The organism is Nostoc sp. CALU 1950 (assembly GCF_051172895.1).
Taxonomy (GTDB): domain Bacteria; phylum Cyanobacteriota; class Cyanobacteriia; order Cyanobacteriales; family Nostocaceae; genus Nostoc; species Nostoc edaphicum_A.
Map to the genome: position 1 here is coordinate 122,885 of NZ_JBDNJQ010000004.1, position 14,013 is coordinate 136,897.

The window sequence follows — 14,013 nt, forward strand, 5'->3', positions numbered from 1 at the left end:
GCCCCTCTGCCCCTCCGCCTCTCTGCTCTATCAAACGCCTGAAGCTTGTGAGAAATGCGGGTTTAGCTCCCACCCCATCTTCCCCTTTAACCTTTCCCCTTTACCCTCTACTAGATAACAGATTGCAGTATGCGATGCGCCAAACACAAAAAAAGGGATAAGCCCAAAAGCCTATCCCCCAAAAAATCAACTAATCAATGTATCAAGTTCCTGAAGTCCAAGAATTGATGTACTCAATTTGGTCAGCAGTTAGGCTATCAATCTTAATACCAATAGCCTGCAACTTCAGCCGTGCAATTTCTTGATCGACTTCAACAGGAATTGAGTGCAAACCAGGTTCCAACTTACCTTTATTCTTCACCAGGAATTCACAAGCCAAAGCTTGGTTCGCAAAACTCATATCCATAACTGCGCTGGGGTGTCCTTCAGCCGCAGCTAGGTTAATCAAGCGTCCTTGTCCAAGAACGACAACTGATTTACCATTTTTCAACTTGTACTCTTCTGTGAAAGGACGAACTTCTTTGACTTCTTTAGCTTGTGCAGCCAAGTATTTCAAATCAAGTTCCAAGTCAAAGTGACCGGAGTTACAAACGATCGCACCGTCTTTCATGACATCGAAGTGTTCACCGCGAACGACGTGCTTGTTACCAGTCACAGTGATAAAAATATCACCTTGGGGTGCAGCTTCAGCCATTGGCAGGACGCGGAAGCCATCCATCACGGCTTCAATTGCCTTGATGGGGTCGATTTCGGTAACGATGACGTTAGCACCCATCCCACGGGCACGGAGGGCTGTACCTTTACCACACCAGCCATAACCGACGACAACAATGTTTTTACCAGCCAACAAAATATTTGTGGCGCGGATAATGCCATCTAGGGTTGATTGCCCAGTACCATAGCGATTATCAAAGAAGTGCTTGGTGTCGGCGTCGTTGACGTTGACTGCGGGGAAGGTGAGAACGCCTTCTCTAAACATGGCGCGTAAGCGCACAATGCCGGTCGTGGTTTCTTCGGTGCTACCAATCAAATCAGCGATTTGGTGTTGGCGTTGTTGTACCAAAGTTGCAACCACATCGCTACCGTCATCAACAATAATGTTGGGGCGATGATCTAAAGCTATTTGAACGTGGCGGTTATAGGTTTCGTTATCTTCGCCTTTTTGAGCAAAGACAGGAATTTCATGATCGAGGACGAGGCTAGCGGCTACGTCATCTTGCGTTGATAGTGGGTTGCTAGCAATTAAAAGCGCATCTGCACCACCGGCTTTCAGAGCGATCGCCAAATGTGCTGTTTCTGTTGTAATGTGGGCACAAGCTACAAGGCGTAAACCAGCGAAGGGCTTTTCGATAGCAAAGCGATCGCGGATTTGCTGCAAAACTGGCATTTCGCGTCCAGCCCATTCAATGCGCTGTCTTCCCAAGGCAGCTAGGCCGAGGTCTTTAACCTCGTGCTTTAATCGGGGAGAAGTTGCGGTCATCAAAAGTTACCTCAAAAAATTAAAAAAGTTACGTAAATTTTACGCACTCTACTAGGTTATTGTACAACTTGCGATTTTTGCTTGTATTTAGCAAATCACTAGTAATACTCCTCAAAACTAGCTTGACGTTTGATTACCCTAATGTCAACTTCATCGCCAGGTTCTTTCTTTTTGTTTTATCTTTGGTAAGAGTAAGACTCTTCTAAGCTTTGCTTGCTGATTCTCAGTACATTGTCATCTATCTAAAGGTAGAGGACAAACAAAAAAACATCAAAGTTTCATTATCTAAAGAGAAAACCTCAACTTTAGATAGGTACATTTACTCAAAGTAATTGCGGAGGATGGTTATAGAAGTAGTCAATAGTAAATTTTTTTCAAGGAGGTGTTTGAGTGCGTTTTCAATTTTTGGCGATCGCTAGTTCAATGGCCATAGCCGTTGTATCTGTGCCAAAAGCCACAGCCCAGATTCCTATTGTACTTCCTCAGTTGCAAGCTCCTAGCAGCGTGAGCAATGACCCAGATAACAGAATTGTTTCGGGCTGGATTTATTTAGATGGTCGGCGGTTGTTTCAGGTAGCAGCATCAAGAACCAACTTTCCCGAACGTATAGAAAATATCCAGCAGAGTTTGCAAAGAATTAGCCAAGGTTACTTTCGGTCATCTGGAAACGACGAAGCCAAGGTAGAGGTTCGGCAAGTAAATGAGTTACCAGTAATTTATGTCAACGGACAATACCTGATGACCATCACTTCTGATGATGCCAGATTGCGACAGGTCGACATGACAACATCGGCAAATCAAATCAGAGAAGCGTTGCAACAAGACTTGCAACAAGCAAAAGAAGAAAGACAAACTCAATTTTTAATCGCCCAAGGTAAAATTGCTGCGGGTAGCGCACTGGCAATGATTGTTATGAGTTGGGGGGTATATAGCTGGCAGCAGCGTTCCCAAAAGGATTTAGTACACCCCATTGCTTCCCAACTCCCCAGAGTGCCCCTAAACTCACCAATTTCGCAAGCAGCAGCAGCAGCCCAACCAATTGCAACACAACTGAATCAACAGCAACACCGACATCTGCAAGAAGTTAAGAGACGATTGTTTCAGCTAAGTCAAGCCGGAATTTGGGGAGGTGGAAGCTTTTTTATTTTGGGTCTATTTCCCTATACACGAGCGTTTCAAGTAGGAATTCTCAATGCCGCCCAATTTCCTTTGCGATTAGGCGTTGTGTTACTGGGAACCTATGTAGTCATCCGTTTGACCTACGCCCTGATTGACCGCTTTACCACCACTTTAATTAGCAGTGGTGCTTTACTGACTCCAGAAAGTTCTGAACGGCTGCAACTGCGAGTTTCCACATTTTCTGGCGTGACTAAAAGCATCGCTACTGGGATCTGCGTAGGAGTAGGCTTCTTGCTAGCGCTGGTGGCATTGGGGATAGATATCGTTCCCTTGCTAGCGGGTGCGAGTTTAGTTGGTGTTGCAGTGTCTTTGGCCTCGCAAAACTTAATTAAAGATGCGATTAATGGTTTCCTGATCATTCTAGAAGACCAGTACGCTTTAGGCGATGTGATTAATGTGGGAGACGTGGGAGGCTTAGTAGAAAATTTGAATCTGCGGATGACCCAACTACGGGATTCTGAAGGACGCTTAATTACGATTCCCAATAGTGAAATTAAAGTTGTTGCTAATCTTTCTAGTCGTTGGTCACGAGCCGATTTAACAATTCCCGTCGCCTACCAAGCCGATACAGAACAGGCTTTGAAGTTGATTAAAACTGTTGCCGACAAGATGAATCAAGAACTGCAATGGCAACGTCAAATTTTGGAACCGCCGCAAGTTTTGGGAATAGATCAATTTGGCGATCGCGGTTTGATTATTCGCGTCTGGATTAAAACACAGCCCCTCAAACAATGGGATGTCGCACGAGAGTTTCGCCGTCGTCTGAAAATTGCCCTAGACGAAGCTGGAATTTCTATTTCTGTGCCTCAACAAGCAATTTGGGTCAATGATGATCAGTTATTAAATTTTCAAGGTAATGGCAATGGCAAAGCTAATTAGAAGCTTGGCTTCATAACGCATTTTTCGCATATTGTTTGACTCCTCCCAACCCCCCTTTACCAAGGCTATGGTGTACACCCAAGTCTTGAAAATTGCCCCACAGCCTTTTGATCCCCCCAACCCCCCTTAAAAAGGCTACGGTGTACACACAAGTCTGATAACCTTATCCCATATCGTTCTGATCCCCCCTAACCCCCCTTAAAAAGGGGGGAACTAGAATCAAAGTCCCCCAATTTATCGGGGGATTTAGGGGGATCAAACCACATTCTGCACTCAGCATAGAGATGTGTGTACACCGTAGCCTTAAAAAGGGGGGCAAAAAATTCTCAAAGTCCCCCCTTTTAAGGTGGATTTAGGGGGATCTTACTATGTTTTGCATTGTGTATAAAGATGTATGTACACCGTAGCCTTACCAAGGAAAGGTGCCGCAGGGGGTGGAGTTATTTCTATGTATGCCTCTGCAAAAGGCTTATATCCATAACATCCTCTAACTCTGATACCATTTTCTGTAATTTCCTGCTTGCTAAAAAAATTAGTCGAATAGAAATTAAGTACTTAGATAAGGAAGAGTGAAATGGGACTTAGCGACGGACTTTTGAACCCGACGAAAAAAGCTATGGTCATAGATGACTGTTGCAACATGATTGAAGGACAGCTTGCATCCAAGTCAGGTATGAACGGCATGGTTTTAAAAACTGCCTTTGCCGCCTTGAAGGGGATTAAACCAGGGTATATCCCTTACGTCGTTGAGCTGATTTTACCTCAATGCTTCACGGCACTTGATCCCATCTGGAATGAAGGTGTAGAGAAAGGCGACCCAATTGGACACCTGAGTAATAATAGCTCTCGTACCGCAGATGCGCTGCTGAGTGTTACTGATGCCAGAGTCAAAAACACAAAGCGCCAAATCGTGCGAGGAACCTATGAAAAACTTCGCGGATCAGCGAAAAAGTACGTAGAAGAAGCAGTACCAGATTTAGCCAAAGTAATCCATAATTACACTAAGGCTTAAGCCAGAAGAGAAGAATCACAATAAACGTATGCCGCCGTTCGATGCCCCGGTGGCTGGCATACGCGGCAAATATTAAATTGGCGAAAGTACGTAGACACAAGGCGGCTTGTCGCCAGATATCGCCTAAAAACTTCACTAACTCCAAATCAAGTTTAGGCTGTTGGATGGCTCCTTCTTTTAACTGTTCTGTGAGATTGATTAAGCATTTTTAATTAGTATAATATTTTACAGTTTCTTTAATGAATCGACTGCGATCGCATACCCTTTTAGTCTTTAAGCATTTGTACCCAGAATAGAAGAGTCATAATGCTGTAGCAAATCTTCTGGATCATTGTAAATTGCGATCGCTCCCGACAGTTGTTCATCGCTAAAGCCACCGCAGCGCAAAGCAATTACACCTACCCCTGCTTTGCCGGCAGACTCAATATCATAAGGCGAATCTCCTAGCATCACGACTTTTTCAGGAGTCATTTCCCCTTTGTTCAAGGCAGCTTCTACAATGTCAGGAGCAGGTTTAGATGCTTCGGCATCATCGGATGTAGTGACTTCCGAGAGCAAATCATCTACTTGGGCAATTTTGAGCATGATCTCAAGTTCTTCAGAACTGGCTGAACTTGCAACAACCAGATGCAATCCCGATTTTTGCATCTTTAATATTAAGTTTCTGCTCCCATTGGCAGCAGTTATTTGCGGTATATATTTGTCAAATAATAGTTCTTTGCGTAGTTTAGCGATCGCTTTGCCAGTTCCTTCTTCACCATTTAATTCTGGCACTACTTTGGGAATCAGTTGATCTCCACCCATGCCCATGAGTGGTCTAACTGTTTCAAATGGCACTTCCAAGTCATAAGCTGCAAATGCCTCTACCCAGGAATTTGCATGAACATCATTACTTAAAACCAGCGTGCCATCAATATCTAAAATCACCCCTTCTAATGCCATGAAAAACCTCGGCTGACGTTTTGTTTGATAGCTGATGATGGCATGGCAAATAATTTACTTCATCGTCCTAACAGAAGAGAAGGGGGTTAGAGAAGAGATGGCGGTTCGTTAAAACAAAGAGTTTTAGCCTTAACCCAAGCGTATTGGCTTATAATTATCTGCAATTGCGATCGCGTTCGAGACGCTTAGGCGGACGCTAAGAAGCTTGTAGAATTTGTTAGTTAATAGGGTAGGCATCATTTACCGAATCCCTATTGGTAAGGGACTTCCAAATAAAAAAATATCCAATAACTCTTGTGGGGTGGGCGTCTCGCCATTGGTGTCAACTTAAGCCAAAAATAGCGTACTGATTGGGTGTTGTTCACCCGCCAGGGATTTACAATCCCTGGCGGACGTGCGGTTTCGCGTTAAGTTGACACCAGTGGCAAGATGCCCACCCCACAATATTAGATAATTTATTTCTTGGAGTTCCCTAAGAGGTCAAGATGGTACAAACACCCGCTAGTCCAGAAACCGAAACCTTATTGATTGAGTTGCCTAAGTCTATTGGGTTGTATGTTACCCAAGAACAGTTTGCTGCTTTAGCCGCAGCCAACCGAGACTTGAGACTGGAAAGAACCTCACAAGGAGAATTAATAGTCAACCCACCAACAGGCTGGGAAACTGGAGAGCGAAATAGCAGTATTTCGGGAGAATTGTATTTGTGGTGGCGTAATGCGGGCGAACCTGGTCAAGCCTTTGACTCTTCTACAGGATTCATTTTACCCAATGGTGCGACTCGCTCCCCCGATGCCTCTTGGGTGAGTAGAGAACGATGGCAGGCGCTTACTTCGGCACAAAAAGGAACGTTTGCTAATATCTGCCCCGATTTTGTAGTTGAGTTACGCTCTAGTTCAGATACCCTCAAGTCCCTGCAAGATAAATTGAGGGAGTATATCGACAATGGCGCTAAACTTGGTTGGTTAATCGATCCGCAGCAGCGACGGGTGGAAATTTATCGACTGGCTAAGGATGTGGAAGTGTTGGAGAATCCTGCTGAGTTGTCGGGTGAAGCGGTGTTGCCGGATTTTGTCTTGAATTTGCAACGGATGTGGGATTGAAAGCATGGCGATCGCTACGCGTTAATTATTGCGCTTTATTCTGTATTGCTATGTGTTGCTTTTGTGTAGATTGCAAAGGCTGAGTTACTAAATTGTAGTTAGCTTCAGCCTTTTTAACTGTATTTTCTGCTTCTTGCTTTTTATCATCATAATTTTTAGGAACTTGAGTTCGACTCAATGTATATAAGAATAAGATGCTTGTGAATAATAATAAACATACCGCTAAACCAGAACTCACCATTAACCACATGCGCCCTTGGCGAATTTGTCGGTAAGCTTCTTGTTGAGCATCAACTAATTGCAAGCGTTGTTCTCGCTCTCTAGCAAGTTCTGCTAATATTTCATTACCCTGTTGTTGGCGAATAAAAAACACGAGATAATCATGCACCAGTTGATAACGGTCAGCCGGAGATTCTGGTAAAAGCAACACTAACCTCGATGCCACAAAAATCTCTAACACCAAATCTAGTTTATCAGCTTCTATTGGCAAATCTGCGGCTAACTCAGCACGAGTCTTCAGGGGACGAGTACCATTTTCATCTGTGAGTAAATATAAAACCAGTCGAGCAACTTGTTCATTTTCTGCACCACAATCATGGATGACTTCTTCTAAAAATCGCTCAACCAGTTTTTCTTTAGTGCCAAATTGACGATACTTATCTAAAGTTGTAATTTTCTCAGTTTGCAGTTGCGTCCCCACAATTTGTAACTCAATCGGGCGGACCTCCCCCAATTCGCCTGCTAAATCCCGCACTAATTCATCGATGAGCGCAGTCTCCAAGTAAAAGTGAGAGCGTTCTGTTAAACTCTGCATAACTGCTTTAGCATCGGCTGGCGAAAAGTTACCCAAATAATAGCGAATATTTTTATCAAGAATATTATTATTAATTGCATTCAAATTAAACAGACGCTCTAACTCTAATAAATAATGTAAATAATCTTCCCGCAAAGACAGAATTACCTTGACAAAAGGAATATCTAAACAAACTCGCAAAAACTCATAAAATGCTCGTCGTTGACCTTGGTCTGGATAAACAAAGAAAAACTCCTCAAACTGGTCAAACATTAAAACCGTCAACAAATTTCGGTCAGCATTTCTCCGTAATTGTTCTAAAATAGCTGCTGAAGAATCAAGATTAGTAAATAATTGATTCCCTCTGACTTCCTCAAAAGCCTTAGCCAAACTCTGCCCCAACATCCCTACCCAATCTGTATAAACTCGCAACAAAATAGGTAAAGCATCTCGCTCACCAATTGCTTCCTGTTGCAACGCTGGGATTAATCCACCCTGCAAAATCGAGCTTTTCCCCACTCCTGACTGACCATGAATTACAGTCAATTTATGCTCACTCCCGCCAATTCTTTCTCGCAACCGCTTAACATCTTGTCCCCGACCAGAAACAGCAATTTCTTGAGCAATGGTTTCAGGATTTTCTACTTGGAACTGTCTAAGGCTAATTTCCTGTCGCTGCGGCTTGAGGTAAGATGCACCAACAAAGGCACGGAAACCATACTGTTGTTCAATTTGCAATTGTTCTTGCTTAATATTAAAAGCTTTAAGATATTCACCTTGTTCAAAGTAAAGTAAACGCAACCTTTCTAATATAGATATATATAATTGTGGGTTGTATCGATGATTAGTTTCAACCATTGCAGCTTTTAAATTAGTAATCGCTGCTTCAAATTGACCTAAACTCTGTTGAGATTTAGCTAAAATAAACCGATACCAACCAAATTCATTTGATTGTAAATTGGGTATCTCAGCTAATATTTGTAATGCTTGTCCTGCGAGTTCATGAGCTTCAGCCCAACGTGACTGTTCTAAGGCTACTTCGGCCAAAAAACCATAATCTTTAGCCAACTGCAACGACGTGCCATAATTTTCATGTAGCGGCAGAGATTTTTCAACAAGGCTTTGCAGCTCTGACCATGCTTGTAAACTTCGTAGCACTTCACCCAGTTTAGTAATATGTTTTGCAACTAAATCTGAACGTTGTGCTTGTTCAAAAATCTCAATAGCTTGCTGAAAGTAATTGCTAGACTCTTGCCAATAGCGTTGATTTTCTATCTGATTTTTTTCAGATTGGCGGTTATAAACTGAAGCAATATTAACGAGTAATATACCTTGTCGTTCTAGATAATTACTTTGTTGCCAGAACCCCAAGCTTTGTTGATAATGTGCTAAAGCAGAATCTATCTGGTCATGTAGATAATCATTTAAACCAAGAACAAACTCTAAACTTGCTTGAAGTGTTGCCTCTAATACTTCTCCTCGATTTTGCAAATCTTGACGGGCGGTTTCTAGCTCCCGGCACATTTGGGAATTGGGCGTGATATTACCAGCAAAGATTTCATAACTTTTTTGCTGAAGGAAATTGACTAACTCATCAGTAGGGTTTTCAAACTCAATTATAGTTGCCCAATTTTCTAAATCAGCTGCTAATCGAATAAATTTTTGGAGAACTGAATCATTAACCCACAACAATATCGGAAATGGGAAGTTCTTTCTAAACTCCTCTCGCACTTGGTTAGCTGAAGTCAGAACTTTATCAATATCTTTAACCGACTCCAAACCAAAAATCATCAATCTAGGTGGCTGTTCATCTCCCAGTTGTTCGCGTATATTTATGTAAAGCATTTTGACTGATGCAGGTAAAGTAATTTCGCGAATGCGTACAGGAGATAATTGGTGCAGGCGTTGCACCACACGCTGACATAAAGCAGCATAGTTACAGCGCAGCAAAATCAGCGAAAATTCTCCGTGAGATAACGAGATTGCCCGTACCAGTGTATGCAAGGAGCGAACATTGTCTAGAGTGTGTATGTCTTCCACTTGTTTGACATTAGTATCCGACTTAAACTGGTCTTGGTCGTTACTTATAGTCATCTTGATTAATAAGCGATCGCAAACTAGCTTCTAGTTCTGGATCTAATGAGTAGTTATGAGTTTGTAATTCTTTCCAAGCTAGCTTAACTTCAAAACGCCGCTCCATATCAACATTTAAACCTGTACATGGGTTATTATTTACACTCTGCAAAATAAATGTGAGTAACTCTTCAGCAGTCATCGCAAACTCATAATATCCTCCCACCCAACTCCAGAAATCCGGTACAAATTTAAATTTTGCTTGTATTTCGTCAGTAATCCACAAGATTATTGGGAAACGAAAGTTACGAAACTCATCTCGTACATAATTGGCCGCAATCAGAACTTGATCTATATCATTTACTGACTCCAGACCAAATATCATCAAAGCCTGTGGCTGCTCATCCGCCAGTTCGTTCTTAATAGTTGTGTACAGAGTTGTGCTGAAATTAGGCATATCTAACTTTTTAATGTCCCCAGGTAAACCTAACTCATACCATAGCTTTTGCAACTGTTTTATCATCCGCTTTCGCAAACTTGTATAGTTACAGCGTACACAAATCAGTGAAAAATCTCCTTGGGAAAGTTTAATTGTTCGTATCAACGATTTCAACGATTCTTCGTTGATAAGTTTGGCATTCTTTGGCGAGTACAAATCAGCCATAAAGTCTTGGAAAAACTTCCTTATTAACTAATAAATTTCAAATAGCTTGCTTTTTGAACGATATAGGTTTAAAAAAGGAGAAGCTCGAGGAGCAACGTATAAATTAGAGTTTTAAACCTCTTTCCTTGCAGGGGAAATTTTAGAAAGAGGTCAAAATAAATTTATCAGACTACATTAGTAAATGATTCCGCTAACCAGCTAAGTAGATCATCGCACAAAAATAGAGAAAGTATACTAAGAAATAGTAATCGAATTGAACACTTGCTCTACTTGCGTTAAACCACAGGCTCCAGGTCTTTCAGCCCAAGTCAAAAGTGCAAATGTACGTTCGTTTTGGTTGGCAGGCATCGAAGGAACTTCGGCTGAGGGTGGGTTGAGGACAAACACAAGCATGTTGAACTGTTGTATGGATAAAGCATTTAGTTTTCTCATCAAATCTAAACGCTCTTGCTGATTCCACACTTTCTTGATTGAATGATTTACTCTAATAGAACCCGTAACACTTTCCTCCGTAGAGTTACCAGGATATTGAACTTTATCTGGTGCTACACGCTCACTGCTGATAGTACCTGGAAATGGAGGAGCTTGAGATGGTTTACCACGTTCACTAAATGCTCCTAAGATGGCGCTGCAAGCATCCTGTTCCGGAAGACCAACAATGTCAACATAGATAATAGGCTTATGTAGCCCTACAAGCTCACATTTTTCTATACGAATGGGGATAAGCTTTCGGTTCTCTCCTTGAGGATCATCTGCAAATGCAGCAGCCCATTCAGACTTAGTATACAAACCTTCAAGATAATTTTGCGATAAAATAGCAATTGTTTTTTTAGTCTTAACTGCCGCTTCTTGCATTTTCAAAGCAAAATTTTCACCGGAACGAAAATCCCAGACATCAAGCACAACTGAGTAATTTGCTTCTTCCAAAACCCATGCAATCCATGTAGCCCATTTTCTGTCTACTGTACTGTAACTAATAAAAAAGTCTTTCATCTGATTATCCTCTTGAACCTTCGCCAAAAATGGATTTAGCATAAACCAACGTCCATCCTCATCAAAGTATTCAAATATAAACCTACGTTGCATACTTTGAAGTAAATCGGATTTTTCTTCTTCTTTCCTCACATTTTGTTCTTTGATTAATTTTTCTAAAAATTCCCAATCATCTTTAGTCATTTCTCCTGTTAATCTATCGCGCCTCTTCCTAATTACAATATCTAAAGTATTGCGGATGATCGGAAGTTGTTCTTGTTGTTGAAGACAGCTATAAAGTAGTCCTAATAATTCTGATATATGCCCAGCGCTCATTAGGCATAATCGATCTAAGGTTTCTGGGCTATCAAACACCTTTGTAATTAAATCTAATTGCTGTTGATTATCAATACTTGAAAAGATAATGTCTGGAAAAGCTCTTTTTAGAACCATGTAGCGCATTAGAGCTATACCTTTGTCATAAATTCCACCTGAACGCAGTTGCACAGGAACTGTAGACAAGACTTTAGGAGTCCCCAGACGATGTAATTTAGCACTATGGTTTAAGACAATTAGAGCTAATGGAATCGTGTAGATCACGTGGCATTGTAATTTACGTAATCGTTCATCTGGATCTATAAATGAATTTACCCAATCATTGATATCTTTAATATCCAAACGGTCTAGATTATCGACAATAACAACTAATCCTTTCTTCTTTAGCAGTTTTAATTTTTCATTAGCAATATTAAATATTTCTTCATTTATGTGTTTAACAACTCTATTTGTTTCAAGTTCTAAATAGTCCCTTCGTCGCTTACGGAATTCTGGATTATTCTTGATATTTTTTATAATTTCAGCATTGAATTCTTCCGTAAATACATATGACTCAGAAATATTTATTGATCTTGGCAACAATTGTGATATTTCAGCTAATAGTTTAACTAGTGACTCTGGTCTGACTGTAATTTGAATTTTTTGTAAGCTAGTAATAACTCTAATAGCAATTGCTAATAAGATATCGCTTACAATAACTTTGGTAAAGTCTAAATCCTGACTGGACTGAAAGTAAATGACATGAAACCCCGAATTTTCTAATTCTGCTTTGAGACGTAGTAGTTCAATAGACTTGCCACAACCATCATGCCCGGTCAGAAGTTGACAAGTTGGTTCATCGGGAGAAAGAAATGTGATTGTTCTTACTAATTCAGCAACAATATCGCTCTCTCTTACTGATGAACAATTAATATAGTACGGCAAATCTTCTGCAATCTCTGGAATTGAAGTTGTACTGCGAGGCTTACATGCTTTACTAAATCTCCTGAAATCGACTACCATGAAAGTTGATTTTTATCATTCAATTGTTTACCAAAAGCAAATACAGCACTGCTGTATTCAAATAATTTATATTCTAAATTCTTTTACCTCTGCCAAAATTGGATTGATATCAAACCAAGAACCATCCTCATTCCGGTATTCAAATACAAACATACTACGGAGTAAAAGTTCATATCTTTCATGACCTCTCAAGTTTTTCTCTTGCGCCACCTCACGCAGTAATTCCCATTCATCGGGTGTAATTGCCAAAGTTAGCTCATTGCGGCGTTGTTTAATCACTCTATTTATACACTCTTGCGACAAAGGTGGGTCTTCTTGCTGAAGACAGCGAAACAACAGCATCAACAAGTTACGCAAATGACCACCGCTAACTCGGCAAAGTCGCTCTAAAGTATCAGGACTATCAAAAACCTCGGTAATTAAATTCCGACTTTGTTCCCAACTGACACCAGGAAAAGCCCTCGCCATGACCATCTGTTGCAGCAGTACAATTCCCTGTGAGAATTGCGAACCATTTTGTAATTCCACAGGAACCATCGGCAAAACCTTGGGGTCTACGCCAAAGCGATTTGTTAACCTTCCTAAAGCGTTGGAAAAAATCAACACTAACGGAATTGTATAAACAACATGACAATTTAGCTGGTTTAACTGTTCTCCCCGTTCCACAAAGAGATATTCTGGCTGATAATGACCGGAAGGTTTTTGAGAATTATCCACTCTGTCGAGATTATCTATAATTACCACCAGTCCTTTTTTACCCTGCTGCTTGAGTTTTTCTCTAGCAGGCCTGAGCAATTCTTTATTAATTGATTCTAAAATGCCATTGGTGCGCGGTTCTAAATATTGCCGTAACTGCCCGCGAAGTTTAGGGCTATCTTTAGTTTTGTCGGTAATCTTGGCAATACCTACAGATAATTCAGCTTCTACCCCAATGTCTAGCTGTGTTTGCAAAAACTCTGAAATTTCGGTAAATAGATTTTTAAAGTATCCTGGTTTCAGGTTAATTTTGATTGCTTCTAGACTTTGACTCACCTCACGAGCTACTGCTAATAAAATATCTGTAACATCAATATCAGCCATATCCAGGCTTTGGCTAGACTCGAAATGAACCACATGAAATCCTTGCTGCTCTAACTCCGCTTTTAGCCGCAGTAACTCAGTGGATTTGCCAGAGCCGATATGTCCGGCAAATAATTGACAGGTAGGCTGCTCAGGTGAAAGGCGGGTGATAGTTCGCCCAAGTTCTTCAATAATCTTGGCACCACGCACTTTAGAGAAATCAATATAATATTGTCTATCCTCCGGTTTGCTCATAACCAGAGTCTTACTGGGGTTGCAAGCTTGAAAAAACCTGACTAAATCTAGTTTCATCACAAATCACCCGAAATCAGCCTGATGCTCTTGCCCATTTCAGTCATTATACAGACGATAAAGCGGCTATTTCGGAAAAAACTTCTTCAAAATGACTGATTAAAGGACTTCCAAATAAAAAATATTCAACTACTCCTTGTGGGGTGGGCGTCTCGCCATTGGTGTCAAGTTAAAGCAGATGCCCAGATGTCAAGCGACCTTGCGGCGTTG

Annotated in this window: 9 protein-coding genes; 3 read left to right on the plus strand and 6 right to left on the minus strand. The window is 41.1% G+C overall.

What is annotated here, in order from left to right:
- Positions 1–202: 202 nt before the first annotated feature.
- Positions 203–1,480 carry an adenosylhomocysteinase gene (ahcY, locus tag ABF638_RS02465; RefSeq protein ID WP_435019954.1) on the minus strand — a complete coding sequence of 426 codons (1,278 nt, stop codon included), beginning with the start codon at positions 1,478–1,480 and terminating at the stop codon, positions 203–205.
- Positions 1,481–1,870: 390 nt separating this feature from the next.
- Here ahcY and ABF638_RS02470 point away from each other — a divergent pair, with 390 nt between their 5' ends.
- Both ABF638_RS02470 and ABF638_RS02475 read left to right on the plus strand, forming a co-directional pair.
- Positions 1,871–3,538 (plus strand): mechanosensitive ion channel family protein, encoded by a 1,668-nt coding sequence (locus ABF638_RS02470; protein WP_435019956.1) that lies wholly within the window; start codon positions 1,871–1,873, stop codon positions 3,536–3,538.
- A gap of 574 nt (positions 3,539–4,112) precedes the next feature.
- On the plus strand, positions 4,113–4,550 hold the full coding sequence (locus ABF638_RS02475; protein WP_181931738.1) for a DUF6918 family protein: 438 nt from the start codon (positions 4,113–4,115) through the stop codon (positions 4,548–4,550).
- A 273-nt stretch (positions 4,551–4,823) separates the two neighbouring features.
- Here ABF638_RS02475 and ABF638_RS02480 read toward each other — a convergent pair whose 3' ends face one another.
- Positions 4,824–5,492: an HAD family hydrolase gene (locus ABF638_RS02480; RefSeq protein WP_435019958.1), complete on the minus strand. Its 669-nt coding sequence runs from the start codon at positions 5,490–5,492 to the stop codon at positions 4,824–4,826.
- Between the two features lie 485 nt (positions 5,493–5,977).
- Here ABF638_RS02480 and ABF638_RS02485 point away from each other — a divergent pair, with 485 nt between their 5' ends.
- A complete protein-coding gene (locus ABF638_RS02485; protein WP_435019960.1) occupies positions 5,978–6,592 on the plus strand; it encodes a Uma2 family endonuclease in 615 nt (204 codons plus the stop codon).
- A gap of 25 nt (positions 6,593–6,617) precedes the next feature.
- Here ABF638_RS02485 and ABF638_RS02490 read toward each other — a convergent pair whose 3' ends face one another.
- The 4 genes from ABF638_RS02490 to ABF638_RS02505 all read right to left on the minus strand — a co-directional run bounded on the left by ABF638_RS02490 (position 6,618) and on the right by ABF638_RS02505 (position 13,803).
- On the minus strand, positions 6,618–9,479 hold the full coding sequence (locus ABF638_RS02490; protein WP_435019962.1) for an nSTAND1 domain-containing NTPase: 2,862 nt from the start codon (positions 9,477–9,479) through the stop codon (positions 6,618–6,620).
- Positions 9,466–10,122 (minus strand): hypothetical protein, encoded by a 657-nt coding sequence (locus ABF638_RS02495; RefSeq protein WP_435019964.1) that lies wholly within the window; start codon positions 10,120–10,122, stop codon positions 9,466–9,468. Before ABF638_RS02495 ends, ABF638_RS02490 begins: the two co-directional genes overlap by 14 nt.
- A 234-nt stretch (positions 10,123–10,356) precedes the next feature.
- Positions 10,357–12,432: a toll/interleukin-1 receptor domain-containing protein gene (locus tag ABF638_RS02500; RefSeq protein WP_435019966.1), complete on the minus strand. Its 2,076-nt coding sequence runs from the start codon at positions 12,430–12,432 to the stop codon at positions 10,357–10,359.
- A 66-nt stretch (positions 12,433–12,498) separates the two neighbouring features.
- Entirely contained in the window at positions 12,499–13,803 is a 1,305-nt protein-coding gene (locus ABF638_RS02505) for a P-loop NTPase fold protein (RefSeq protein WP_435019968.1), read from the minus strand.
- Positions 13,804–14,013 lie beyond the last annotated feature (210 nt).